This window comes from Caballeronia sp. Sq4a, from assembly GCF_023170545.1.
Lineage (GTDB): Bacteria > Pseudomonadota > Gammaproteobacteria > Burkholderiales > Burkholderiaceae > Caballeronia.
This window is the reverse complement of sequence record NZ_CP084251.1, coordinates 767,054-793,187: the sequence shown is the minus strand read 5'-3', so window position 1 is coordinate 793,187 and position 26,134 is coordinate 767,054. Positions and strand designations below refer to the sequence as shown.

The 26,134-nt window shown below is 66.0% G+C and carries 20 protein-coding genes; 10 read left to right on the top strand and 10 right to left on the bottom strand.

Annotated features, from left to right (window positions below; all coding sequences use genetic code 11):
• The first annotated feature begins 229 nt into the window (after positions 1 to 229).
• From LDZ24_RS17585 to LDZ24_RS17565, 5 genes are all read left to right on the top strand, one after another.
• The gene (locus LDZ24_RS17585; RefSeq protein WP_175941349.1) at positions 230 to 670 is read left to right on the top strand and encodes a CBS domain-containing protein; all 441 of its coding nucleotides are present in this window, start codon (positions 230 to 232) and stop codon (positions 668 to 670) included.
• Positions 671 to 787: 117 nt separating this feature from the next.
• Positions 788 to 1,795 carry a diacylglycerol kinase family protein gene (locus LDZ24_RS17580; protein ID WP_248322512.1) on the top strand — a complete coding sequence of 336 codons (1,008 nt, stop codon included), beginning with the start codon at positions 788 to 790 and terminating at the stop codon, positions 1,793 to 1,795.
• Positions 1,792 to 2,634, top strand: coding sequence for a metallophosphoesterase (locus LDZ24_RS17575; RefSeq protein ID WP_248322511.1), 843 nt, complete (start codon positions 1,792 to 1,794; stop codon positions 2,632 to 2,634). Before LDZ24_RS17580 ends, LDZ24_RS17575 begins: the two co-directional genes overlap by 4 nt.
• 40 nt (positions 2,635 to 2,674) lie before the next feature.
• Complete coding sequence (locus LDZ24_RS17570; protein ID WP_248322510.1) at positions 2,675 to 3,064, top strand: MAPEG family protein; 390 nt, start codon at positions 2,675 to 2,677, stop codon at positions 3,062 to 3,064.
• Between the two features lie 12 nt (positions 3,065 to 3,076).
• Positions 3,077 to 3,754 carry an alpha/beta hydrolase gene (locus LDZ24_RS17565; protein ID WP_248322509.1) on the top strand — a complete coding sequence of 226 codons (678 nt, stop codon included), beginning with the start codon at positions 3,077 to 3,079 and terminating at the stop codon, positions 3,752 to 3,754.
• Here LDZ24_RS17565 and LDZ24_RS17560 read toward each other — a convergent pair.
• The 8 genes from LDZ24_RS17560 to cobA all read right to left on the bottom strand — a co-directional run bounded on the left by LDZ24_RS17560 (position 3,741) and on the right by cobA (position 15,039).
• Complete coding sequence (locus LDZ24_RS17560; protein ID WP_248322508.1) at positions 3,741 to 5,750, bottom strand: hybrid sensor histidine kinase/response regulator; 2,010 nt, start codon at positions 5,748 to 5,750, stop codon at positions 3,741 to 3,743. The genes LDZ24_RS17565 and LDZ24_RS17560 overlap by 14 nt on opposite strands.
• A 245-nt stretch (positions 5,751 to 5,995) precedes the next feature.
• Positions 5,996 to 6,154: a hypothetical protein gene (locus tag LDZ24_RS17555; RefSeq protein ID WP_248322507.1), complete on the bottom strand. Its 159-nt coding sequence runs from the start codon at positions 6,152 to 6,154 to the stop codon at positions 5,996 to 5,998.
• A 151-nt stretch (positions 6,155 to 6,305) separates the two neighbouring features.
• A complete protein-coding gene (locus LDZ24_RS17550) occupies positions 6,306 to 9,134 on the bottom strand; it encodes an Hsp70 family protein (protein ID WP_248322506.1) in 2,829 nt (942 codons plus the stop codon).
• Positions 9,135 to 11,030: an Hsp70 family protein gene (locus tag LDZ24_RS17545; protein ID WP_248322505.1), complete on the bottom strand. Its 1,896-nt coding sequence runs from the start codon at positions 11,028 to 11,030 to the stop codon at positions 9,135 to 9,137.
• Positions 11,027 to 11,620 (bottom strand): DUF2760 domain-containing protein, encoded by a 594-nt coding sequence (locus tag LDZ24_RS17540; RefSeq protein WP_248322504.1) that lies wholly within the window; start codon positions 11,618 to 11,620, stop codon positions 11,027 to 11,029. The genes LDZ24_RS17545 and LDZ24_RS17540 overlap by 4 nt, the downstream gene beginning before the upstream one ends.
• A gap of 803 nt (positions 11,621 to 12,423) precedes the next feature.
• Positions 12,424 to 13,551, bottom strand: a complete 1,128-nt coding sequence (locus LDZ24_RS17535; RefSeq protein WP_248322503.1) for a CmpA/NrtA family ABC transporter substrate-binding protein — start codon at positions 13,549 to 13,551, stop codon at positions 12,424 to 12,426.
• 20 nt (positions 13,552 to 13,571) lie between these two features.
• On the bottom strand, positions 13,572 to 14,147 hold the full coding sequence (locus LDZ24_RS17530) for an ANTAR domain-containing response regulator (protein WP_248322502.1): 576 nt from the start codon (positions 14,145 to 14,147) through the stop codon (positions 13,572 to 13,574).
• 106 nt (positions 14,148 to 14,253) lie between these two features.
• Positions 14,254 to 15,039 (bottom strand): uroporphyrinogen-III C-methyltransferase, encoded by a 786-nt coding sequence (gene cobA / locus LDZ24_RS17525; RefSeq protein WP_248322501.1) that lies wholly within the window; start codon positions 15,037 to 15,039, stop codon positions 14,254 to 14,256.
• A gap of 574 nt (positions 15,040 to 15,613) precedes the next feature.
• Here cobA and LDZ24_RS17520 point away from each other — a divergent pair.
• From LDZ24_RS17520 to LDZ24_RS17500, 5 genes are read left to right on the top strand one after another with little or no spacing between them, the layout of a single operon-like run.
• Positions 15,614 to 16,939, top strand: a complete 1,326-nt coding sequence (locus LDZ24_RS17520) for an MFS transporter (protein WP_248322500.1) — start codon at positions 15,614 to 15,616, stop codon at positions 16,937 to 16,939.
• A 15-nt stretch (positions 16,940 to 16,954) separates the two neighbouring features.
• Positions 16,955 to 19,495: a nitrite reductase large subunit NirB gene (nirB, locus tag LDZ24_RS17515; RefSeq protein ID WP_248322499.1), complete on the top strand. Its 2,541-nt coding sequence runs from the start codon at positions 16,955 to 16,957 to the stop codon at positions 19,493 to 19,495.
• A gap of 15 nt (positions 19,496 to 19,510) precedes the next feature.
• On the top strand, positions 19,511 to 19,855 hold the full coding sequence (gene nirD, locus LDZ24_RS17510; RefSeq protein ID WP_248322498.1) for a nitrite reductase small subunit NirD: 345 nt from the start codon (positions 19,511 to 19,513) through the stop codon (positions 19,853 to 19,855).
• Entirely contained in the window at positions 19,852 to 21,114 is a 1,263-nt protein-coding gene (locus tag LDZ24_RS17505; RefSeq protein WP_248322497.1) for an NAD(P)/FAD-dependent oxidoreductase, read from the top strand. Before nirD ends, LDZ24_RS17505 begins: the two co-directional genes overlap by 4 nt.
• A gap of 5 nt (positions 21,115 to 21,119) precedes the next feature.
• On the top strand, positions 21,120 to 23,858 hold the full coding sequence (locus LDZ24_RS17500) for a nitrate reductase (RefSeq protein WP_248322496.1): 2,739 nt from the start codon (positions 21,120 to 21,122) through the stop codon (positions 23,856 to 23,858).
• A gap of 12 nt (positions 23,859 to 23,870) precedes the next feature.
• On the opposite strand, the gene LDZ24_RS17495 is transcribed toward LDZ24_RS17500, so the two are convergent.
• Both LDZ24_RS17495 and LDZ24_RS17490 read right to left on the bottom strand, forming a co-directional pair.
• The gene (locus LDZ24_RS17495) at positions 23,871 to 25,412 is read right to left on the bottom strand and encodes a heavy metal sensor histidine kinase (RefSeq protein ID WP_256465396.1); all 1,542 of its coding nucleotides are present in this window, start codon (positions 25,410 to 25,412) and stop codon (positions 23,871 to 23,873) included.
• Positions 25,409 to 26,122 (bottom strand): heavy metal response regulator transcription factor, encoded by a 714-nt coding sequence (locus LDZ24_RS17490; RefSeq protein ID WP_175941383.1) that lies wholly within the window; start codon positions 26,120 to 26,122, stop codon positions 25,409 to 25,411. The genes LDZ24_RS17495 and LDZ24_RS17490 overlap by 4 nt, the downstream gene beginning before the upstream one ends.
• Positions 26,123 to 26,134: the final 12 nt, after the last annotated feature.

The following is a 26,134-nucleotide window of genomic DNA, read 5'->3' as shown; positions in this document are numbered from 1 at the left end:
ATGCCTGATTAGCGGCACGAATCGGCGAAACTGAAGGCAGGGAAAGCACAGGTGCCACAGCGATGCGTGTCCTATACTCTTCGCGAATGGTCGGGTTAATGCCGATGAATGCATCGGACGGAAGCCTTACGCTCATACAGCGCAGCAACGTGTTCCGGATACAACGCAGCGCGCCTGACCGTCCACCACGCGGACGGCGAACGGCGCGCAAGTCAGACGGAGGCGGTCGATGGCAACAGTCGCAAAGGTTCTGAGCTCGAAACCCGAACAGACGGTCTATACGATCGCGGATACGGCGCCGGTCTTCGACGCGATCAAGCTGATGGCGGACAAGCACATCGGCGCGGTGATCGTCACGCGCGGCGACGAAATCGTCGGCATCATGACCGAGCGCGACTATGCGCGCAAAGTCGTGCTCATGGACCGCTCCTCGAAAGACACGCCGGTGCGCGACATCATGACTTCGCACGTGCGCTACGTGCGGCCCGACCAGACCACCGACGACTGCATGGCGCTCATGACCGACAAGCGCATGCGCCATTTGCCGGTGATCGACAACGGCAAGCTCGTCGGCATGATCTCCATCGGCGATCTGGTCAAGAACATCATCTCCGAGCAGCAGTTCACCATTCAGCAACTCGAGTACTACATTCGGGGCGAGCACACGTAAGCATCAGGCGGCGCACGCTCCCGTTGTAAGGCTTTCGTTATAATCGGCACGCTCGCCGGCCGCTTCGATGCGTCTCGGCGCACGCAATCATGCGACGAACCGCAAGGAGCGCAGCCGATGACCGTGTCCGCACCTTTGGCCGATGCGTCGGCCGCCGCCCGCGCGCTCGCGCCCGACGCGCCGTTTTTCATCGTGATGAACGCCGGTTCCGGGCGCAGGCAAGCGGACGAAACGCGCGCGGCATTGGCGCGCGAATTCGGCGCGGCGGGCCGGCGCTTCGATCTGCGCGTGGTCGACAAGCCCCCGCGTCTCGCCGCCGCCGCGCGCGAAGCCGCCGAGCACGCCCGCGCGCAACGCGGCGTGCTCGTCGGCGCGGGCGGCGACGGCACGCTCTGCACGGTCGCCGAAGCGGCGCTGAAAGCGGACGTGCCGTTCGGCGTGCTGCCGCGCGGCACCTTCAACTACTTCAGCCGCGACCACGGCATTCCCGCCGATCTCGACGCATCCACGAAACTGCTGCTCGACGCGCGGGCCTATCCGGTGCAAGTCGGGTACGTGAACGACCGCATGTTCATCGTCAACGCGAGCCTCGGGCTGTATCCGAAGCTGCTCGAAGACCGCGAAGCCTACAAGCGGCAATTCGGCCGCAGCCGGCTCGTCGCGCTGTGGTCGGCGCTTTTCACGCTGTTGCGGCGGCATCGTCATCTGAGGCTGCATATCGAGCATGAGGGACGCACGCGCGAAGTGCGTTCGTCGACGCTCTTCGTCGGCAACAACCGGCTCCAGCTCGAACAGATCGGCATGGCCGAGGCCCGCGCAGTGGAACAGGGCTTGCTCGTCGCGATTGCGCCGCGGCCTATCGGGCGGCTCGCGCATCTGCTGCTGTCGCTGCGCGGCGCGGCGGGACGTCTCGCCGATTCGGATCACGTCGAGAGCTTCACGTTCGACCGGATCACGGTGACGCGGCCGTCGCGCGGCATGCGGTCGACGGGCAGACGCCGCGTGAAAGCGGCAACCGACGGCGAAATCGCGTGGCTCGACATGCCGCTCGAATTCCGCGTCTCCGAACGGCCGCTGCTGTTGCTCAAGCCCGAGCCCGACGTGGCCGAAGCCAATCGCTCATGACCGTATTGCTGCATATTTCCGATCCGCATTTCGGCACCGAGCGACCCAAAGTCGTCGCGGCGCTGCTGCGTCTTGCCGAAGCGGTGCCGCCCGATGTCGTGATTCTTTCGGGCGATATCACGCAGCGGGCGCGCCGCTATCAGTTCGACGAGGCGCGCGCCTTCATGAATACGTTCGGCGCGACGCCCGTCGTGATCGTGCCGGGCAATCACGACATTCCGCTCTACGATGTGTTCACGCGGCTCATGCGCCCGTACGCGAACCATCAACGCGCGTTCGGCGCGGAACTGGAGCCGTCGTTCGAATCGCGCGATGTGCTCGTGCTCGGCGTCAACACGACGCGGCCGTATCGCCACAAGGACGGCGAAGTGTCGATGCCGCAGATCCGGCGCGTCGCTGCGCGGCTGGAGACGGCGAGCGCGGCGCAGTTGCGCGTCGTGGTCACGCATCAGCCGGTGGCGGTGTCGCGCGCGAGCGACGAGACGAACCTGCTGCACGGGCGCGAGCGCGCGGTGCCGCGCTGGGCGCGGGCGGGCGCTGACCTGATTCTAGGCGGGCATATCCATCTGCCGTACGTGCTGCCGCTGCACGATACCTTCGCCGACCTGCCGCGCCGCATGTGGGCGGTGCAGGCGGGCACGGCGCTGTCGTCGCGCACGCGGGCGACCGTCGGCAATTCCGTGAACGTCATCCGCTACGCGTGCAACGCGACGGGGCGGCGCGCGCGCGTGGAACGCTGGGATTACGCGGAGTCGAGCGGCCGCTTCGAACAGCTCGCGTGTCATGAACTCGCGCTCGACAGTGCGTCGCAGACTGCGGCGCTGACATCGGCCGAATGAAGCGCGCGCCTGAGACAATAGACGGCCGACAGGAGACGACATGAGTTTCGAACTGACGATGCTGGCCTGGACGCTCGTGCTCGCGCTCGTGCAAGTGCTGCTGCCGGCGCTCTTGCGCAACCGCGAGACCGGCATCCGCTACAACACCGGCCCTCGCGACGGCCCCGCGCCGCCGCCCGGCAAGCTCACCGCGCGTCTGATGCGCGCGCAGTCGAATCTCTTCGAGACGCTGCCGGTCTTCGCGGTGGCCGTGCTGATCGTCCACGTGACCGGGCGCGAGAACCCGCTCACGCACTACGGCGCGCTGGCGTACTTCGTCGCGCGGGTGGTCTACGTGCCGCTGTACGCCGCGGGCGTGCCGTTCCTGCGCTCGCTCGCGTGGCTGGTTTCCGTGGTCGGCATCATTCAGATCCTCGTTCCCATTATTTAGAGAGAAGTGCTCATGAGCGATTCACCGTCGGTGGTGGAAATCGAAACTGCGCCGAATCCCGAATTCGCCGTCATTCTGATGCACGGCCTCGGCGCCGACGCGAACGACTTCGTGCCGCTCGTGCCCGAGCTGCGCCTCGCGGATGCGCCCGCCGTGCGCTTCGTCTTCCCGAACGCGCCGGAGATTCCGGTCACGGCGAACAACGGCTACGTGATGCGCGCGTGGTACGACATTCTGTCGTTCGAGGGCATCAACCGGAAGGTTGACGAAGCGGGCATCGAGGCGTCGGTTGAGCGCGTGCGCGCGTTGATCGCCGAGCAGAACGCGCGCGGTATTCCGACCGAGCGCATCTTCATCGCCGGCTTTTCGCAGGGCGGCGCGATGACGTATCACGCCGGTCTCACGCATCCGGAAAAGCTCGCGGGCCTGATCGTGCTGTCGGGCTATATCCCGTCGCCAGGTCTGATCGATGCCTCGATCAGCGAAGCCAATCGCGCCGTGCCGGTGTTCGCCGCACACGGCAGCTTCGACGACGTGCTCGACGTGCGGCTCGGCGAGGAAGCGTGCGAATTCGCGCGCGGCCACGGTTGCGCCGTGGACTGGCACGCGTACCCGATGGCGCATACGGTCTGCATGGAAGAGGTCGAGGCGCTGCGGGCGTGGTTCGCGGCGCGGCTCACCGGCCGTTGAACGAATCCGCCGCGATCATCGACACCATGCCGCGACGCAGTTCGGCCGGGCTCACGGGCTTGCTCAACACGTCGTGGTCGCAGGCGAGCGGCACGATGGTCGCCGCCGGCTCGCCGGTCACGACGAGGCAAGGGCACGCGCGCCCGAGCTTGCGCGCGCCGAGCATCGCCACTTCGCGCGCGGTTTTCGCATCGCCCAGGCGGTAGTCGGTGATGATGAGATCGGGGAAACGTTCGATGGTCGCGAGCATCGCTTCGTATTCTTCGAACGTCGCGGCCGAGTCGTAGAGCACGCCCCATTGCGAAAGCAGCGCCTCCGTGGAGGCGCGCACGAGACCGTCGTCCTCCACGAGCAGCACATAGCGCCCGTCCAGTTGCGCCGCTTCGGCAGCTTCGGAGCGCGCCGGCGCGCGCGCGGACGGCTGATCGGGCGACGGCCCGCATAGCGGAATATCCACCGAGAAGCGCGAGCCACGTCCTTCGGCGGACTTCAGTTCGATGCGGTGTTCGTCGAGCATCGAAATCACCGCATTCACGATCGACAGGCCGAGCCCCAGCCCCTTGTCGCGGTCCTGCTCCGGGTTATCGACCTGAAAGAACGGCTGAAAAATGGCGTCGAAGTAATCGGCCGGTATGCCGATGCCGTTGTCGAGCACGTCGATACGCGCGCGCGTCGGCGAGCGCACCACGCCGACGATCACCGTCGGCTTCGCGCGCTTGGCGGTATCCGCGTACTTGATGCCGTTCGACACCAGATTCGCCACCGCGCGGCCGAGCCAGTGCGCGTCGCTGCGCACGCACACGACATCGTCTTTCGGCAGGCGCAGGCGCAAGTCCACGCCACGGCTCTTGGCGAACGGGCGCAACTGCTCGGCGGCTTCCTCGACGATCTCGCGGACATCGAAGACGTGATAGCGCGGCACGACGCGCCCCGATTCGAGCCGCGACAAGTCCAGCACGGCGTTCAGAAGGCGCGCGAGAATCACCGACGAGCGCCCGCATTCGTTGATGAGCCGCTCCGCCTGATCGAATTCCTCGTTGCGAATGGCTTCGGCGGCGGCTTGCAGAAAGAGATTGAGCGCGTGCATCGGCTGCCGCAGGTCGTGCGTCGCGGCGGCGAGGAAGTTCGATTTCTCGCGGCTCGCCGTCTGCGCGGCGATCATCTGCTGTTCGCGCAGCGCGAGCAGCGCGTTGGTCTTCGTCTCCTGATCCTTCTTTGCGATTTCCAGTTCGCGATTCTTGCGTTCGAGCGAGCCGTTCGCGCCGCGCAGTTCGTCGTTGAGCGACGCCAGCGCGCGCTCGGCGAGATACCGTTCCCGCGACACGCGCTCGGCGTGCGCACAGACGCCGTGCCCGACCACCACGACGTTGAACATATAAAAGAGCCCGGCGAAGAAATCCTCCGCGTTGAGTAGCCCGACCGTGATCTGCATGAAGACGACGGAGGCCATCGTAATGACGCCGACCATCAGCGCGGCGCGCGAGCGCAGATAGAAAAAGCTGAACTGGAAAAAGAGCGCGAGGTACAGGCCGATGAAGTACTGCGTGTAGTTGTACGGCGCGGGTGTGATCGCCACCATCGTCAGAATGAGGCAGAGCAGGCCGTAAATGCCGGTGAGGATGACGCGGTGCGCGGTCGCGTGCGAGCGAAACGACGGCCGCAGCACCAGAAAGCCGACGCAGATCAAGAGCGCGACGCCGGCGAAGCGCAGCGCCAGAATGTCGGCGAGCCGCACGTTGAGCGCCTTGTTGCCGCGCACGAAGCTGAAATCCCACCACAGAAAGCACGTCCAGATGACGAGCGCGAGCAGCGCCGACGCGCGCCGGAACGCGCAGAACCGCTGGCTGTGGTCTTCGAGGAACTGCGCTTCGAGCGCGGCGTCGGCGAACGGTGCCGGAATCGACAGGTTGCGCACGAGACTCGCGCCGGCTTCGCGCGCGGCGGCGGTCAGGATTCCTTCGGCGCGCACGGAGGCGGCGCGTGGCGGGACGGCCATCGTCGGGATCTCGAAAGAGCGGTGCAAGGGAGGTTAACTACTTTAGATGAACGCTGCCATGTGGCAACGCCTTTTTTGCGGGCCGAGCCGCTGCGGGCGGCAAAAACTGCGGTCTCGGGGATGGAGATTGATTTCCGGGAGCGCAGAAAGCCGAACGGCGAGCGGACCAAGTGCTTGCCGCTCGCCGTTTCGAAGGACAGCCTTGACCGATCCCCGCGCGGTCGAGCGCGGTACCAGCCGATGACTTACGACTTCGCTTTGGCTTTCGTGGTGCGCTTGCCGACGCTCATTTCCTTCGCGCCGGCGGTCTTCGCGGTGGACGCCTTCGTGCCGGCGGTTTTCTTGCGGCTCGACATTTCCGTGTCGGCGGGATGGCTCGCCTGAGCCTTACGCGGGGATGGCATGATGGACCTCCTTCAGTGAGTGTCGAAGCGACACACTGATAACCTTAGGACGCGTGCAGCCGCTATTCAAGCGATCACGAGTCCGAGCGCGAAAACGCTTCTGAGAGCGAAGCAATTGATTGCGCCCCCGCATGCGCGGCGTGCGGGCGCTTCAGCCGATCAGCTTGAGCCCGGCCGGCAAGGTCTCGCCGAACACGCGGCCTTCGTCGGCGCGATCGAGCGCGACGGTCTCGCTCACCATCGCGATCCACGATTGCGCGGCGCCCTGCGTCGTGAGCCGTTCGATGACGGCGGCGCGCACGTCGTCCGCGATGTCGCGCGAGCGGTCGCCGGTCATGCGCGCGATCTGCACCGCCGCGAACGCCGCAGGCTCGACCTTCTTCCAGTCGAGCGCGAGGATGGCATTGAGCCAGCGCGCCGCGACGTCGGGCGGCACGACGCCATGCGCGCTGCCATAGAACGGCTGTCGCGCGCCGATGCGCCCGACCGCCCACCAGCTTTGCAGATTCTCCGAAGGCTTCTTCAGGCGCGTGAGCAGCCACTCGCCGACCTCGACCTTGCGCTCGACCGGCACGCGTTCGAGCGATGCCGCGAGCCGCACCATGTCCTCGTAGCCCGCGCGCGCCGCGCCCGCCGCTCGTCGATAGCGGCTGGTGCCGGGCGGCTGGAGCACGAACGCCATGTCGTCGAGCAGACGCAGCTGCGCCGCTTCATCGAGCCCGCCCGCCGCGCGCCGCCAGAGCGTCCACCATTCCGACCAGATCTGGTTCTCGTTGACGTACTGGATGCCCTGATCGAAAAGCGTCCACAGTTGCTCGACGCGCCATTCGTCGAGCGGATGCCCGAAGCCGGGACGCATCGCATAGCCCGCGAGGTTGAGCCACAGGCGTTCGTGGTCGGCGCTGCGCCGACGCTTCTTCGCGCGGTCCCACAGCGCGCCGAACAATTCGCGCAGAAGCGCGATGTCCCACGTGTCGCGCGGCCCGAGCGCCTGTTCGAGCTGCGCGCGCAGCCGCTTCACTTCCTTCGGGGCGACGTCCTGCGCGCGCGTCCCGAAGGTGCGGTCGATCAGTTCGATGGCTTTCGGCAGCGCCGGATGCGTCTCGCCGGCGGCGGCATCGCCCTTCGGCTCTTCGCGGCGCAGCTGGAATTCGAGCAGCCAGCGTTGCGCGGGATCGTCGGTGGCGATGCAGTGCATCTCCAGCGTGCCGACTTCCGTGAGCGACGTCGTAAGTTGCACCGGCGTCTCGCTCGGCTTGCCGGCGTTCGCGTGGCCGCGCGGATCGACGACCGTCGCGATCGGCGGCAGGCGCACGAAGTCGCCGCCTGCGGCGCTGACATCGGCGATTTCGCCTGCCCGGTACGCGGTATCCGCCACCGACGAGACGAGGTGAAAGCGCACCGGCGCGCCGAGTCGCAGCGCGAAGGTGCGATCGGCGAGATGGATGGCCTGGCCTTCTTCGGTGCCGCGCGGCAGCACGCAGACGCCGCGCGAGGCGTCGCCGTCTTCGTCGAGCAGCAGAAAGTAGCTGCGAGCCGAGCCGCCGCCGATCTTCGGCGCATGGCCCGCGCGCGCGAGCGCATAGGCGACCGCGCCGCGCGCGACGGCCACGTCGGGATCGTCGTTCGCGAGCACGTGCACCGGCTCGCCGCGCCAGTGGCCGAGCGTATCGGCGACGCGTTTCGCCAGCGGCGCCGCGCGAAAGACGCCGCCGTTCAGCAGCAGCGTGTCGGGAACGGGAAGGGCGTCATCGGCTCTCGGAGCTTCGCGCAACGCATCGCGCAACGCTTCGCGCGAAGGCGTCGCATGTTGCGCGAGGAACGCCGCGACGTGGCGCGTGATCGCGGGATCGCTCGCATAAGGCAGCCCGAATTCGACGATGCCGGCGCGCGTGCGGCCCGGCCGCTCGTTCTCGGACACGAGCGGAAAGAAGCCCTCGACGATGATCCGTTCGATCTCTTCGCGCGTCACCTCCGCCGAGCGCGCGCCGCCGATCAGCTTCGATCCCGCGCCGAGCAGCGTGATCGACGCCGACGCCGGCGCGTTCTCGCCGAGCAACTGCTCCTTGGCGGCGCGGCACCGCTCGACCAGTTGCGACAGCCGCGCCGCCGACAGCCGCCCGTCGCCGCCCGCGAGCTGCTTCTCGACGAGATGCGCGAGCGCGAGGTCCATGTTGTCGCCGCCGAGCATCAAGTGATTGCCGACGCCGATGCGCGTGAGACGCGGCTCTTCGCCGTCGCCGGCTTCGACCTGAATGAGCGTGAGATCGGTCGTGCCGCCGCCGACGTCGCAGATCAGCACGAGGCGCGTCTTCGCGAGTTCCTCGCCGAGCGTTTCGCGGTGGTGAAAGAGCCAGTCGTAGAACGCGGCCTGCGGTTCTTCGAGAAGCCGCAGCGCGTGAACGCCGGCCATGCGCGCTGCTTCGACGGTGAGGGCGCGCGCGCCTTCATCGAAGGAAGCGGGCACGGTCAGCACGATGTCCTGCGCTTCGAGCGGCGCGTCGGGGAACTGCTGGTTCCACGCGGCGCGCACGTGCGCGAGATAGCTCGCGCTCGCGGCGACGGGCGAAACCTTCGCGACATCGTCGCTCGCGCCCCACGGCAGAATCGGCGCGACGCGATCCACCGATCCATGCGAAAGCCAGCTTTTCGCGCTCGACACGAGCCGCCCCGGCACCTGCGCGCCGAGATGGCGAGCGAGGCGGCCGACGACCGCGGGCGGCTCCGTCGCACCGGCCGGCGACCACGGCAATTGCACGTCGCCCGGCGCGAGCTCGCCCGGCGCGGGGTGATACCGCAGCGACGGCAGCAGCGGCTGCGCGGCGACTTCGCCGGGACCGACGAGCTGCTCGACCGGAAACACGCGGATATCGTTCGAGCCGGCCTCGGCATAGGCGACGACGGTATTGCTCGTCCCCAGGTCGATGCCGACGCGATACCGCGCGCCCGACGCCGACGGCTTTTTCTTGCGCGCCGACACTTACAGGCCCGCGCCGTGATCCGCGCCGTGATCCGCGTTCACGCTGCCGCGCACGTCGAACTCGACCTTCCAGCGTTCCTGCGACCCGCGCGGGACCGCTTCGAGTTCCAGCGTGCCGGCTTCCGTCACCCGCGCGTGCAGCTTGACCGGCACCACTTCGCCGGGCGTTCGTCCTTCGGACGGCAGCGATGCTTCGATTTCTTCCAGTTCCTGCAATTCGTCCGGCTGCCAGTAATCGAGCAGCGTGCCGACCTGATCCTGCCTGCGCACCGACGAGCCGAAGAAGCGGAAATGCACCGGCTCGCCGACGACGAGCCCGAACTCCTGCGCCGGCAACGCCGCGTCGGTGCCTTCCTCCATGCCGAACGGCGCGACACACAGCGCGGACACGGGCGGTTCCAGTCCGGGCACGGCCGGCATCGCAGATTCGACCGCCACGTAATACGCCCGCGCCGTGCCGCCGCGAATGCGCACGCCCTTGCCACGCCGCACGTAGCCGTAATAGGCCGCGCCGCGCGCCACCGCGAGGTCGAGATCCGCGCCTTCGAGCAGCCGCGCGGGCGGCGCGTTCTCGGCGGCGAGCCACGCGTTGAGCGTCGTCATCACGCGTTCGACCAGCAAGTGCGACTTGAACACGCCGCCGTTGAACAGCACGGCGGTGGGGTGCAAGAGCGTCGCGCCGGGCGGCACGTCGCGCTGGATGCCTTCCACTTCGGCGAGCGCGTTCACTTGCCGGCCGAGGAACGCGGCCAGATGGCGCGTGACGGCTGCATCCTGCGCATACGGCAGCCCGAGTTGCGTGAGACCGACGCGAGCGCGCGCGACCGGGCGGGCGGACGCGTCCACTTGCGGGAAGAAGCCTTCGAGCAGAATCTGCGTGAGCTCGGCGCGCGTGAGTTCGGTGCGCAGCGATCCACCGATCAGCTTCGAGCCGCGGCTCGGCACGACGAGCGGCACGGTGTCGGTACTGGGATCGGAGAGCAGTGTTTCCTTGGCCGACCGGCACGCGTAGGTCAGCGCGCGCAACTGCCACGGATCGGGCTGCGTGCCTTGAGTCGCCAGCTTGCGAGCGACGACGTGCGCGAGCGCGAGATCCATGTTGTCGCCGCCGAGCAGAATGTGCTCGCCGACCGCCACGCGATGCAGTTCGAGATTGCCTTCGCGCTCGACCACCGCGATCAGCGACAAGTCGGTCGTGCCGCCGCCGACATCGACGACGAGAATCACGTCGCCCACCTTGACCTGCTTGCGCCAGCCGCCGCCCGACTTCTGGATCCAGCTATAGAGCGCCGCTTGCGGTTCTTCGAGCAGCGTCATGCGCGCGTAGCCGGCCGCCGCGGCCGCTTCGGCCGTGAGCTCGCGGGCGGCGGGATCGAACGAGGCGGGGATCGTCACCGTGACGTCCTGCTGATCGAACGGCGCGTCCGGATGCGCGTGATTCCACGCCTCGCGCAAATGCGTCAGATAGCGCACCGAGCTTTCCAGCGGCGACACGCGCTCGACTTCCTCAGGCGCGTCGGCCGGAAGGATCGCGGCGCGCCGGTCCACGCCGGGGTGGCACAGCCAGCTTTTCGCGCTCGACACGAGCCGGATGGGCGTGCCCGCGCCGCGGCTGCGCGCCAGTTCGCCGACGATGAAGGGCCGCTCTTGCGTCCACGGCAGCGTGAGGTCGCCGGGCGCGAGTTCGTTCGGATGCGGCAAGTAGAGGAACGACGGCAGCAGATCGCGCTCCTCGGCGGCGCCGGGCGCGGTCAACTGGGCGATGGAAAGCACGCCCTGCGCGGTCTTCTCGCCGTCGCTCGCGGACAAATCCACGTACGACAGCGCGCAATGCGTCGTGCCGAGATCGACGCCGATCGAATAGCGCGGCGTGTTTTGCTGATCGAAGTCGCTCATAGCTCCACCTCCGCCGGGGCGACGATGCTCGCGTCATGCGTCTGCGCGAGCTTCGGCAGGCGCGTTTCCTCGACCTTCCATCCGCGATGGCTGATGCTGCCGTTGAACGGCGGTTTGCCGACGACGTTGCCCGTGAGACGCACGGCGCTTGCGTCGAAGCCGTCTTGCAGCGTGATGCGGCTGCCTTCCGCTTCGCTGCGCACCGGCTTGATGGTGAAGTGCTCGCGCAGCACGGCGCGGCAGCCGTCGTGCACGAGGCGCGCGGCCGCGCCGATGTCGGCGTCGCTGTAATTGGCGATGTCTTCCTCGACGAAATCGATGAAGCGGGCGTCGCGCTGGAGGAGGCCCAGCAACTGGAGCGCGGCGACCGGGCTCGCTTCCTTCAGGGGCGACGGCGCGGGCGCTGCCGGGGCAACGGGCGCTGCGGCGGGAGCGGGCGTCTTGATGGGCGCCTCGGGTGCTTGCGGCGCTTCGCCGGCTTCGCGCAGACGCTGCACGCGGCCGGCGAACGCGCTGTTGCCGAGGATGCCGAAAAACGCGCCGAAGGCGATGGACAGCCGGCCAAAAAAGGACGGATTCATGTCGGTCATGGATGATGCTCCTGTAGGCCGCGTTCGAGGACGACCTCATCCTCGGGCGGCGCGGGTGGCCGAGTTCGGTGGCTGACCGGCCGCAAAGGGCCGGTTGCCGTGGATGCTGCGTCGGCGCGACATGCATCGCGCGCCGGTGAGACGAGCGCAGGAAACGCCGGGGCGTTCGTGCCTCATCCCGTTATTGTCCATGAAGTTGCGGATCACGCGGGAAAACATCCTCGCGGGCGGGTTTGGGCGGGCCGCTCGTTGGGGCGTTGGACGCGGTGGCGGCGCTCATTCTCGGGATTTGCTGGGGTAAGTCAAGGTGGGGCGGGGTGTGCACGGCGCGGGGGGGCATGGCTGAAGCGTCGAGCTCTCGCGGCCGGGCGCCTAGTCGGGCACGTCCGGGGCCGGTTCCCGGTCCGGGTGCGGGTGCGAGGTTGAGTTCGAGGGCAAGTCCACGCGCAAGCTCAGGTCCTAACCCGAGCCGCGAGCCCAGCCCCGAGCGGTGGCGCGGAGCCTCGGCTTGCAAGCTGCCACGCGCAGACCGCAACCCGTAGCCAAAGCCGCAAGGCACAAGCCGATGCGGCCGCGCGAAGCATCCACGAAGTTTATTGAGCGAAGCGCAATCGCTGGCGGGCGTCGCATCACACAAGCAGCGCGGACGACACCATCTAAACGGCGATGCCATCACGGCACCGGCGAGTGATCATCCAGCCGAACGAGGCGGGGCGGAGCCGAAGCTCGAACGCCGATCGCCCAACGCGGTCCATTCACCGATTCTTGTGGAATGCGCCATCTCCGGTGTGGTCCGCGCCGCTTCAGGCTCTCACATCAAACCCGGCGACATACCCCACCGCATCGCGGCCATCCCACACGCGGCCGTCGCAGAACATAGCGGTTTGCCCTTCCGCAGGAATCGGCACGCCCGAAGCGCCCGCCGCCTCGCGATACAGCGCCGTTTGATTCACAGCCGCGGCCACGGCGGCGTCATCGCTCTCGCCGGCGAGCATGCCCCATCGACGGTACTGCGTGATGAACCACAAGCCTTCGGAGGCGCGCGGATAATTCACCGCGCCTTCATCGAAGAAGCGCACGGGCGCGATGCCGCGCGGCGAGCCGAGCCGTGCTTCGATCAACTCGCGCGGCACGCTCAGCAAATCCGACGAAGCGAGCGCTCGCGCAATTTCCGCGCGGTGCTCGGGCCGGTCGACCCACGCGCACGCATCGAGCATCGTGCGCACCAGCGCGCGCGCCGTGTTCGGATACAGCGCGACGAAATCGCGCCGGCAGGCGAGCACCTTCTCAGGATGATCCGGCCATATTTCGCTCGTATGGACGACCGTGCGTCCCGCGCCACGCGCTTCGGCCACCGCATGCCACGGCTCGCCCGCGCAGAAGCCGTCGAGCGTGCCTTCGGCGAGCGCCTCGGCCATGCGCGGCGGCGGAATCACCACGCTGCGCACGTCGCGCAGCGGATGCACGCCATTCGCCGCGAGCCAGTAGTAGAGCCACATCGCATGCGTGCCGGTCGGGAACGTCTGCGCGATAACCGGCACGCGACCGAGCGATGTCAGCGCGTCCTTCACGCGGGCCCCTTCGCAGATCGCGTCGGCGATCGGATTCGAGAGCGTGATCGCCTGTCCATTGCGATTGAGCACCATGAGCACGGCCATGTCAGCCTGCGGCCCGCCGATGCCAAGCTGCACGCCATACACGAGTCCGTACAGCGCGTGCGCCGCGTCCAGTTCGCCCGACAGAAGTTTGTCGCGCACGACGGCCCACGACGGCTGCCGGCACAACTCGATCTCGATGCCGTGGCGCTGTCCCATCTCGCGCAGCGCGGCGGCGGCGAGCGGCGCGGCGTCGCTGAGCGCAACGAAGCCGAGCCGCAGATGGGTGCGTTCGGGCGCGTGCGTGGCGGATGAAGCGGATTTGGGCGAATTCATGACTTGATAGGGAGTACTGTCTAACCGAGCAGGTCGGCCACGGAAAGAAGCTGACGGGCGATTTCCGCGACTTTCACGCCCTGATCCATCGCGCGTTTGCGCAGCGTGGCGTAAGCGTCGTTTTCCGACATGCCGCGCCGCTCCATCAACAGACGCTTCGCGCGGTCGATCAGCTTGCGTTGCGCGAGTTCGTTCTCGACTTGTTCCAGCCGCAGCCGCAGTCGCGTCTCGTGGGCGAAGCGCGCGAGCGCGACCTCGATGATCGGCGCGAGCCGCTCCGGCGCAAGGCCCTCCACCGAATAGGCCGTCACGCCCGCGCCGACGGCCGCGCGGATGAACTGCTGGTCCGCGTCGTTGCTGAACATCAGCACGGGGCGCGGGGCGGCCTGATTCATCACCGCGAGTTGTTCGAGCGTGTCGCGCGAAGGAGAGTCCGTGTCGATGATGACGACATCCGGCTTCTGGTTCTCGACGGCCGCATGCAACTGGGCAGGCGCGGCGACCTCAGCGAGCATCTCATAGCCCATGCGGGCGAGCTGATCGCGAAGATCGCCGATGGGCTTGTCTGTGTCGGTGACGAGTAGGACGCGAAGCATCTGTTGAGCGGGAGGCGGTGTTCGGGGTATCGGTGGATTCGACTCTAACGCACGGCGCCACAAGCGAAAACCTGGCCGAATGGCATAGGCCGCATGACGGCGTCGCTCAGGCCGCGTGAGCGAAACCGTGCTCGCGGCGCGCCGCCGAATCAACCGCAAAGCCCACCGCTTCGCCGATCGCTCCGCCCACGAAGATCACAGCCGGGCTGCCGAGTCCGGCTGCGGCGGCATCGGTGGCAAGGCGATCGAGCGTGGTCACGAGCCGCTTCTCATGCGCCGAGCCGGCGTGCTGCACCACCGCCGCCGGCGTGCTGGCGGGCAGCGCGTCGAGCAGCGTCGTCGTGATGCTCGCAATGCGGCTCATGCCCATGTAGATGGCGAGCGTCATGCCGGTGGCCGCGAGCGCGCGCCAGTCCGGTTCGCCGTGATCCTGCATGTGCGCTGTCACGAAGGTCACGCCCTGGCAATGGTCGCGATGCGTGAGCGACACGCCGAGACTCGCCGCCGCCGCAAAGCCCGACGACACCCCGTTTACGATGTCCACCGCAATGCCCGCGCCGCGCAGCGCGGTCAGTTCCTCGCCTGCGCGACCGAACAACAAGGCGTCGCCGCCCTTCACGCGCACGACGTGCAGGCCCTTCTTCGCGTAACGCTGCATGAGGCGCTCGATGAACGCTTGCGGCGTGGACTTGCAGCCGCCGCGTTTTCCCACGCGAATCACGCGAGCGCGCGGCGCGAGCGTGACGATGTCCTGATTCGCGAGGTCGTCGAGCAGCAGGATGTCCGCTGAGACGAGCACGTTGGCGGCGCGGATGGTCAGCAGATCGAGGTCGCCCGGGCCTGCGCTCAGCAGCGTGACTTTGCCTGGGTTCTTCGCGGGAGTGGTGCTCATATTCGGTCCTGTATCGCATGTTGCTGGAATCGGCGCGGCGAACGCGCAAAGCGTCCGCTCGTGTCGGGCACGAGGGACGCCGTTGTCCGTGGTTCGCAGTCGGTGCGTTCGATCCGTCAATACTCATGCGCCAACGGCGCCGTTGCCGCGGCCTTCCTTCCAATGCAATAAGCGGGCCATTTTCTTTGCAGATGCCATTCGCCACGAAGAAGTCGCGCGGACAATGGGTATCGGCGTGCGCTAACCGGTTCGTACACGTGCGGTCACGCATCGCGCTTCGCACGCGATGAGTGCTGCGTCGCACCATCGCTGTGCCGGCGTGCATCCGAATGCGACGCCCGATGCATGCACGCAACGAGTGCGCTCTCCGCGCAAAGCCTTACGCCGCAAGCGAAAGCGGACGATGCCACGCGCATGGCATAGGCCTTGCCTTTAGTCTCGCCATCGGATCAACGGCGATCCGTCCTGAACATAGCGCCCGGCTGATTGAAGCCAAGTGGGCACGGACAACGGCGTCCCCTGCATCTGGCCATCGGCCGGATGCGCGGGACGCCTTTCTTTTTGCGGAAAGACGATGGATAAAGCCACCCGAATCGATCTATTCAGCTTGCGCACTGCGCCGATGCGCGCCTTCCATCTCACGTGGATGGCGTTCTTCGTGTGCTTCTTCGCGTGGTTCGCGTGCGCGCCGCTCATGCCGCTCATCAAGCGCGAATACGGACTCAACGCAGACCAGATCGCCAACATCAACATCGCAGCGGTTGCGGTGACGATTCTCGTTCGGCTCGTGGTCGGCCCGATGTGCGACCGCTTCGGCCCGCGCAAGGTGTACAGCGCGCTGTTGCTCGTCGGCGCGGTGCCGGTCATCGGCGCGGCGCTTTCCACTGGGTACGACAGCTTCCTGTGGTGCCGGCTCGCGATCGGCGCTATCGGCGCGAGCTTCGTCATCACGCAGTACCACACGTCGGTGATGTTTGCGCCGAACGTCGTGGGCACGGCCAACGCGACGACCGCGGGTTGGGGCAACGCAGGCGCGGGCGCGGCGCAAGCCATCGTGCCCTTGCTCGTCGCGGCAGCGATTGCATTGGGCGCAGGCGAAGCATCGGCATGGCGTATCGCGCTGATCGTGCCGGGCCTGGCGATGCCTGTCATGGCTTTCTTCTACTGGCGTTATACGCAGGACTGTCCGCAAGGCGACTTCGCGCAACTGCGTCGGGCGGGCATCGCCATCGACGGTGGCAAGAAGGGCGGCTGGCAGAGCTTTGTCACCGCCTGCGCGAACTATCGCGTATGGATGCTCTTCGTGACCTATGGCGCGTGCTTTGGCGTCGAGGTGTTCATCCACAACATCGCGGCGGTCTATTACGTCGATCACTTCGGGTTGTCGCTCGGTCAGGCGGGCATGGCGGCGGGCAGCTTCGGCTTGCTTGCGTTGTTCGCCCGCGCGCTCGGCGGCTGGCTCTCGGATAAAGCCGCCGCGCGGCGCGGCCTCGACATTCGCGCGACGTTGCTCTTCGTGCTGATCGCGGGCGAGGGCATCGGTCTGTATGCGTTCGCGCATGCGGACAGCATCGCGCTTGCCGTCATCGCGATGATCGCCTTCGGTCTCTTCACGCACATGGCATGCGGCGCGACCTATGCGCTCGTGCCGTTCATCGACCGCAAGGCGCTCGGCGGCGTGGCCGGCGTGATCGGTGCGGGCGGCAATGCAGGCGCGGTAGCCGCGGGCTTTCTGATGAAGGGCGTCGGCAACGTGCAGCAGACGCTCTCGCTGCTCGGCGTGCTGGTCGCGGGCTCGGCGCTGTGCGCCATCGCCGTGCGCTTCTCTCCCGAACACAAGGCCCGCGAAGCCGCGCTGCGTGAAAGCGCGCTCGCAGTCAATAACGGCGTTGCCCACTGAGGAAAGGTCCCTGTCATGAAGATCGTTGTCATCGGCCACGGGATGGTCGGCCACAAATTCCTCGAATGCCTCGCGGAAAGCGCCAATGAAGCACTGCATGTCACGGTGCTGTGCGAGGAACCGCACGCCGCGTACGACCGCGTGCATCTGTCGGAGTTTTTCGCGGGCAAGTCGGCGGACGACCTCTCGCTCGTCGAAGCACGCTTCTTCGAGCGTTCCGGTTACGCGCTGAAGCTGAATGCGAGAGCCGTCGCCATCGACCGCGCGGCGCGTACCGTCACGGCATCGACCGGCGAAACGCTCGCCTACGACAAGCTCGTCCTGGCGACCGGATCGTATCCATTCGTCCCGCCGGTAGAAGGTAAGGATCGCGAAGGATGTTTCGTCTATCGCACCATCGAAGACCTGGAAGCGATGCAGGCGTTCGGCGCGCGTTCGAAGACGGGCACGGTGGTCGGCGGCGGTTTGCTCGGGCTCGAAGCCGCGAAGGCGCTGCGCGACATGGGGCTTCAAACGCACGTCGTCGAATTCGCGCCGCGCCTGATGGCCGTGCAAGTGGACGAAGGCGGCGGCCGCGTGCTGCGAAGCAAGATCGAGGCGCTCGGCGTGACGGTGCATACGAACCGCAACACGCTTGCCATCGTCGACGGCGAAGGCGCGTTCAATCGCATGAACTTCGCGGACGGCGCGCATCTCGACACGGACATGATCGTGTTCTCCGCAGGCATTCGTCCGCGCGACGATATCGCGCGTTCCGCAGGGCTCGAAGTCGGCCCGCGCGGCGGCATCGTGATCGACGACGCCTGCCGCACGAGCGACGAGCATATCTACGCGATCGGCGAATGCGCATCGTGGAACGGTCAAGTGTTCGGCCTCGTGGCGCCGGGCTACGACATGGCGCGCATCGTCGCGAAGCAGTTGTCGGGCGAAGCAGCGTCGTTCGCGGGCGCGGACATGAGCACGAAGCTCAAGCTGATGGGCGTGGATGTGGCGAGCATCGGCGATGCGCACGCGAAGACGCCCGGCAGCCGCTGTTATCAATTCAGCGATGAACGCAAGCAGGTCTACAAGAAGCTCGTCGTATCGGAATGCGGCAAGTATCTGCTCGGCGGCGTGATGGTCGGCGATGCGACCGAATACGGCACGCTCTTGCAGTTGATGCTGAACAAGATGGAACTGCCCGAAGCGCCGGAATTCCTCATTCTTCCGCAAGCCGACGGCAAGGCCAAACCGGCGCTCGGCGTCGAGGCATTGCCGGACGCAGCGCAGATCTGCTCGTGCAACAACGTGAGCAAAGCCGAGATCTGCGCGGCGGTCTGCGCGGGCGCGACGAGCATCGGCGCATTGAAGAGCGCGTGCAAGGCGGGCGCATCGTGCGGCGGCTGCGTGCCGCTCGTCACGCAAGTGATGAAGTCGGAGATGAGTCGTCAGGGCCTGGCGGTGAACAATCACCTGTGCGAACACTTCGCTTATTCGCGGCAAGAGCTGTATCACATCGCGCGAGTCGAAGGACATCGCACGTTTGCGTCCCTGCTCGCGAAACACGGCAAGGGCCTTGGCTGCGATATCTGCAAGCCCGTGGTCGCAAGCATTCTCGCTTCGTGCTGGAACGAATTCGTGCTCAAGAAAGAGCACGCCAGCTTGCAGGATTCGAACGACTACTACCTCGCCAACATCCAGCGCGACGGCACGTATTCCGTCGTGCCGCGCATGGCGGGCGGCGAAGTCACGCCCGATGGCCTCATCGCCGTCGGTCAGATCGCGAAGAAATACGGGCTCTATACGAAGATCACGGGCGGGCAACGCGTGGATATGTTCGGCGCGCGCGTCGAGCAATTGCCGCTCATCTGGGAAGAACTCATTGCGGCCGGCTTCGAATCCGGACATGCGTACGGCAAGGCGCTGCGCACGGTCAAGTCGTGCGTCGGCTCGACGTGGTGCCGCTACGGAGTCGGCGATTCGGTCGGCCTCGCCGTGCAACTGGAAAATCGCTACAAGGGCTTGCGCACGCCGCACAAGATCAAGTTCGGCGTATCGGGCTGCACGCGCGAATGCGCCGAAGCGCAGGGCAAGGATATCGGCGTCATCGCGACCGAGAAAGGGTGGAACCTCTACGTCTGCGGCAACGGCGGCATGAAGCCGCGTCACGCGGAACTGCTCGCATCCGATCTGGATCAGGCGACGCTCGTGCGTTACATCGATCGCTTCCTGATGTTCTACGTGCGCACCGCCGACCGCCTGCAGCGTACCAGCGTATGGCGCGACAACCTCGAAGGCGGTCTCGACTATCTGATCGATGTGGTCGTCAACGACAAGCTCGATATCGCCGATGAGCTGGAAGCCGAGATGCAACTCGTCGTGGACACGTACGAAGACGAGTGGAAGAAGGCCGTCACCGACCCTGAAACCCGCAAGCGCTTCCGTCATTTCGTGAACAGCGACAAGGGCGATGAGACCGTGACCTTCGTGGAAGAGCGCGGCCAGATCCGGCCCGCGACGCCGGATGAGCGCAAGACTAAGCGCATCGAAATTCCCGTTGTTGTCGAAACCGTCTGAACACAGGAGCACACCATGAACGACCGTATCGAACCGGACTGGACCGCCGTTTGCGAACTGGACGATATCGTGCCCGACACGGGTGTCTGCGCGCTCGTCAACGGCGCGCAGGTCGCCGTGTTTCACGTCGCGGCGGATGCGAACACGGTGTACGCCATCGACAACGTCGACCCGCACTCGCAGGCCGCCGTGCTCTCGCGCGGCATCGTCGGCAGTCTCGGCGAACGGATCGTCGTGGCCTCGCCGCTCTACAAACAGCACTTCGATCTGCGCACGGGCGAATGCCTCGAAGCGCCGGAGCGTTCGGTCAATGCGTATCGCGCGCGCGTCGCGGGCGGCAAAGTCTGGATCGCGGCATGAGAACCGAATATGCGGTTGCGGCTGCGGCAGGCGCGGCTGGCGTCGAGAGGCAGAAGCTCGTGGTAATCGGCAACGGCATGGCCGGCATGCGCACGGTCGAAGAGTTGCTGAAGATCGCGCCTGAGCTGTACGACATCACCGTGTTCGGTGCCGAACCTCACGGCAACTACAACCGCATCATGCTCTCGCCGGTGCTCGCCGGCGAAAAGAGCATCGACGATATCGTCATCAACACGCGCGAATGGTATGACGCGAACGGCATCACGCTGCATGCGGGCGATGCGGTCGTCGAAATCGATCGTGCGCGCCGTATCGTGCGATCGGAGAAGGGACGCGAAGCACGGTACGATCGCTTGCTGATCGCGACCGGATCCACGCCGTTCGTGATTCCCGTGCCCGGCCGCCATCTGCCGGGCGTCATCGCGTTCAGAGATATTCGGGATGTCGAAGTGATGCGCGAGGCCGCGCGCCATCATCGCCGCGCCGTTGTCATCGGCGGGGGACTGCTGGGGCTCGAAGCGGCGAACGGGTTGCAGCGACAGGGCATGTCGGTGACCGTCGTGCATGCGAGCGATAGCCTGATGGATCGGCAACTCGACGCGAGCGCGTCCGCGCTGCTCAAGCGTTCGCTCGAAGCGAAAGGCCTCTGCTTCGCGATGGCCGCGCAAACCACCGAGATCGTCGGCGACGAACGCGTGCGAGCGGTGCGCTTTGCCGACGGCACCCAGATCGAGGCGGACCTCGTCGTGATGACCGCGGGCGTGCGCCCGAATATCGCGCTGGCGAAGGCTTCGGGCTTGCACTGCGATCGCGCGATCGTCGTCGACGATACGCTGCAAACGTTCGATCCGCGCGTGTATGCGGTCGGCGAATGCGTGCAGCATCGCTCGGCCACGTTCGGTCTGGTTGCGCCGATCTGGGATCAGGCGCGCGTGGCCGGCGCGCATCTCGCGGGCGCGGGGCATCGGCGTTACGTGCAGCGTGCAACCGCGACCAAGCTGAAAGTAACCGGTGTGGACCTGTATTCCGCGGGCGATCTCATCGGCGGCGAAGGCAGCGAAGATCTCGTGCTGCGCGATCCGCGCCGCGGCGTGTACAAGCGACTCGTGCTGCAAGCGGGCCGCGTGATCGGCACGGTCCTGTACGGCGACGTGAAGGACGGCGGCTGGTACTTCGATCTGATTCAGAGCGGCACCGATGTTTCGCGCTATCGCGACCGCTTGTTGTTCGGCAAGACACTTTGCGAAGGGGCCGCATGAGTAGCATGGACATCATTCCCATCACGCGCGCCGATCCGGTCGGCGTGCGCACGACATGCCCTTATTGCGGCGTGGGATGCGGCGTCGTCGCGACACGGCGCACGCCGGTCGACGTTGCGATTGCAGGCGACGAAGCGCATCCGTCGAACTTCGGCCGTCTGTGCGTGAAGGGCTCCGCGCTCGGCGATACGGTGGGCCTCGAAGGGCGGCTGCTGAATCCGAAGTTGCGCGACAAGGCGACGGGCGCACTCAGCGACGTGTCGTGGGACGATGCGATCGGCACGGTGGCGAGCGGCTTTGCGCGCATCATCGCCGAACACGGCGCGGATGCCGTTGCGTTCTATGTGTCGGGGCAACTGCTGACGGAGGACTATTACGTCGCGAACAAGCTCATGAAGGGCTATATCGGCAGCGCGAACATCGATACGAATTCGCGGCTCTGCATGTCGTCGTCGGTGGCGGGGCACAAGCGCGCATTCGGCGAAGACCTGGTGCCGATGAACTACGAAGACCTCGAACTCGCGGACCTGATCGTGCTCGTCGGATCGAACACGGCGTGGTGCCATCCGATCCTTTTTCAGCGCATGATGAAGGTGAAGGAAGCGCGGCCGGACGTGAAGATCGTCGTGATCGATCCGCGCTACACCGCGACGTGCGAGATGGCGGACCTGCATCTCCCATTGAAACCCGGCAGCGACGTCCGGCTTTTCAACGGACTGTTGGCGTTTCTCGCGGCGCATGGCACAACGGATGCCGCGTTCGTCGACGCGCATACCGATGGCTACGACGCGGCGCTTTCGGCAGCGGGAGCCGCGGACATCGAACAAGTGGCGCGCGACTGCAAGGTCGATGCGCACGACCTGCTCGCGTTCTATCGACTTTTCACGCGCACCGAGCGTGTTGTCACCGTCTATTCGCAGGGCGTCAATCAGTCGAGCGCGGGGACGGACAAGGTCAACAGCATCATCAACTGTCATCTGGCGACGGGGCGCATCGGCAAGCCGGGCATGGGGCCTTTCTCGTTCACGGGCCAGCCCAATGCGATGGGCGGCCGCGAAGTCGGCGGCCTCGCCAACACCCTCGCCGCGCATCTCGAACTGGATAGCGCGATGCACCGCGACACGGTGCAGACGTTCTGGTCTTCGCCACGCATGGCAGCGCGCGTGGGTCTGAAAGCCGTCGAACTGTTCGACGCGATCGAAACGGGCCGCGTGAAGGCAGTGTGGATCATGGGCACGAATCCGGTGGTGAGTCTGCCCGACGGCGATCGCGTCAAGCGGGCGCTCGACAAGTGCGAACTGGTCGTCGTATCGGACATCATCGAGAAGACGGATACCAATGCCTTCGCGCATGTGCTGTTGCCCGCGCTCGGATGGGGCGAGAAGGAAGGAACGGTGACCAACTCCGAGCGGCGCATCTCGCGTCAGCGCGCGTTTCTGCCCGCGCCGGGACATGCGCGTGCCGATTGGCGCATCATCTGCGATGTGGCGCGGCGCATGGGCTACGATGGTTTCGACTTCGACGCGCCGCACGAGATTTTCGATGAACACGCGCGTCTTTCCTCGTATCGCAACGATGCGGAAAGCGGCGTGTATCGCGCATTCCATATCGGCGGACTGAGCGATCTGACACGCGAGCAATACGATGCACTAGAGCCGGTGCAATGGCCTTTGCGTGCCACCAAAGCCGCCAGCAACACACGGTTGTTCGAAACGGGCCGGTTCAGTCATGCAGACGGCCGCGCGCGTTTCATCGCAACGCCGCCGCGCGCACCCGTCAATGCGCCCGATAGCGACTACCCGTTCGTGCTCAATACCGGACGCGTGCGCGACCAATGGCACACGATGACGCGTACCGGTCGTTCAGCGAAGCTCGCAGGACATATCAGCGAGTCGTTCATCGACATGCATCCGCAAGACGCGCTCGCATGCGGCGTGCGTGAAGGCGAACTGGCGCGGATCACGAGCCGCTGGGGTTCCATGATCGCTCGCGTGCAACACAGCGGCGGCATGCAGCGCGGCAGCGTTTTCGTGCCGATTCACTGGAACGACCAGGTGGCATCGGATGCGCGCGTGAGCGCAGTAGTGAATCCCGTTGTCGATCCGGTGTCGGGCGAGCCCGAGTTCAAGCATACGCCCGTGGCCGTCGAGAAATTTCATGTGACGTGGCACGGTTTCTCGCTTTCGCGCAGCACGCCGGCGCTCGATTCGGTCACGCACTGGACGCGCGTTCACGGCGACCGTTTCATGCGTTATGAACTCGCGGGACGCAATCGCTTCGATGCCTCGCATGGCGAACATCACGACTGGGCGCGCGCGTTTCTCGGCGTCGACGATCCGCACGCCGACTGGATCGAGTATGAAGACAAGAGCGCGGGCGTGTATCGCGCGGCGCACGTGGTAGACGATCGCATCGAGAGTTGCCTGTTCATCAGCGAGCGCCCGGACCTGCCGGCGCGTGCTTGGCTCGCGAGTCTCTTCGTTAAGGAGCGTCTGAGCGATGAAGACCGCGCGAGCCTCTTGCTCGGCCAGGCGATCGGCAAGGGCGAGGATACGGGACCGACGGTGTGCTCGTGTTTTGGCGTGGGCCGCAACACGATCTGCAACGCGATCCGCGAGAAAGGGCTGAAAACAGCGGCGCAAGTCACCGCCTGCGTGAAGGCGGGCGGCAATTGCGGGTCGTGCGTGCCGGAGTTGAAGAAGCTCATCGTGGAGACAGAGATGGCGCAACTGAGCGTCGGTTGACCCCTTGCCTCGTCATCCGGCGGGCCGCACGCCGATCTTGCCTTCGCGTGTCTGCGATGAGTGCGGCGCGCCGTTCTTCGCGAGGGTATGCTCAGTGCCGCGCATGCGTAGTTCGTGCATCGGCCGATCGTGGTTGCCGAAGCGCGCGACGGAGAACGCGAATGTATTGATGCCGTTCGCGCTCGTGGCCGACACCGTGCCGCGATGCATCTCCGCGACCGCTTTCACGATGGCAAGCCCGAGCCCGTGATTCTCGCGGCTATTCGTTCGCGAACTCTCCGCGCGATAGAAGCGGTCGAACAGATGTTCCATGATGTGCGGCGCAATCGGCTCGCCGGGATTGGCGACCGCTATGCGCACGCGCGTCTGCTCCCGCTTGATCGAAACCGATATGGTCGCGCCCGGCGCGCAATGCTGAATCGCGTTCATCACGAGATTCGACAACGCGCGTCCGAATAGCGATGTGTTCACGAAAGCCCGCGCATCTCCGCTCGATACCGCGCGCACGTGCGCTTCTTCGAGCGGAATCTCGAGGAAGTCCAGCGTGCGTTGCACTTCCGCGGCGAGCGACACTTCCACGAGGCCCGTCGCGCGTTCGCCCTGATCGGCGCGCGCGAGGAACAGCATGTCGTTGATGATCGCGCGCACGCGCTCGAATTCCTCCAGATTCGACTGCAACGTATGACGCAATTCTTCTATTGGACGATCCCGCGTCAATGCCACTTCGGTTTGACCGATGAGAATGGTGACAGGTGTGCGCAATTCGTGGGCGACATCGGCGTTGAATGCTTCGAGACGCCCGTATGCATGATCGAGTCGTTCCAGCGCGCCGTTGAATGACTTCGCGAGGTCTTCCAGTTCGAGCGGCAACGAACGCGTGTTGAGCCGTTGCGAGCGATTGTTCGGGCTCACGCTCTGCGCATCGCGCGTGAGCCGCGTGAGCGGCGCTAGCCCGAGCCGCGCGACCGAGTAACTCAGCAGCAATACAGCAACCGTCGCGAGCGCCGTCAGTGCGGCGAGCGCTACGCCGAATACGCGCATGGTGCGCACGTTCGGCGAGCAATCCACCGCGACGAAAAGCTGTAGCGGCGGACGGTCGGCGTTGGGCGGGATCGTGAGCGTGGTCATCAGCATGTCGTACGCGCGGCCTTCGGGCTTGAAGCGCGCATAGCCGCCGAGCACGCGTTTGGTGACGTGCCCCGCAGGCGGCGTGCCGTAGCTGAAGCGCGCGTCGTTGCTCGTCACGGCGAAAAGCGTGGAGCCGTCGCGCGGCGTGATATCCGCGAGCTTCTCTTTCGCGATCTTCCACTTGTCCGCGTTGGACACATGCGTGACGATGAGCCGCGCAATCTCGGCGCGGTTGTCGAGCGAATCGCGCAAGTGCTGTTCGAGCTGCACGCGAAGCACGAGAAAAAGCCCCGAGCCCACGAGCGAGAACACGAACAGCGCGACGAGCGCGAACATGACCGCAAGCCGCCGCGCGATGGAACGCTGCGAACGCGGCAGATTCTGTGCGTGCGGACCGTCGTGCGATGCTGCCCACGGAACGTTCATGATGGCCTCGCGTCTTCCCTCGTGTCACGTGCATCGCGCGGCTCGCGCACTTCGAGCACATAGCCCATGCCGCGCACCGTATGCAGCAGCTTCGTGCGAAATGGTCCGTCGAGTTTCGCGCGCAAGCGTTTGATTGCGGTCTCGACCACGTTCGTATGGCTTTCGAAATCCACTTCCCATACGAGCTCGGTGATCGCCGTCTTCGACAGGATATCGCCGTGACGACGCGCGAGCACGCTCAAAAGCTGAAACTCCTTCGCGGTCAGATCGAGGCGCACGCCGTCCCGCGTTGCGCGTCGTCCGATCAGATCGACGTAAAGATCGCCGACCGAAATCAGCGTGGATTCCTGCGCGCGCGTGCGCCGTGCGAGCGCATGAAGCCGCTCGACGAGTTCCAGAAAAGAGAACGGCTTCGTGAGGTAGTCGTCCGCGCCTTCGCGCAGTCCGCGCACGCGGTCATTGATGTGATCGCGCGCGGTGAGCATGATGACCGGCGTCGACTTCTGCATGCGCAGCGCCTTGAGCACGGCGAAGCCATCGCGCCGCGGCAGCATCACGTCGAGCACGATCACGTCGTAGTCGTATTCGACGGCGAGATGCGTGCCTTCTTCGCCATCCATCGCGACATCGACGACCCAGCCCTGCTCGGTCAGGCCGGAACGCAGGTAATCGACCACCTTGTGTTCGTCTTCCACTATCAGGACTTTCATGCCTGCACCTGT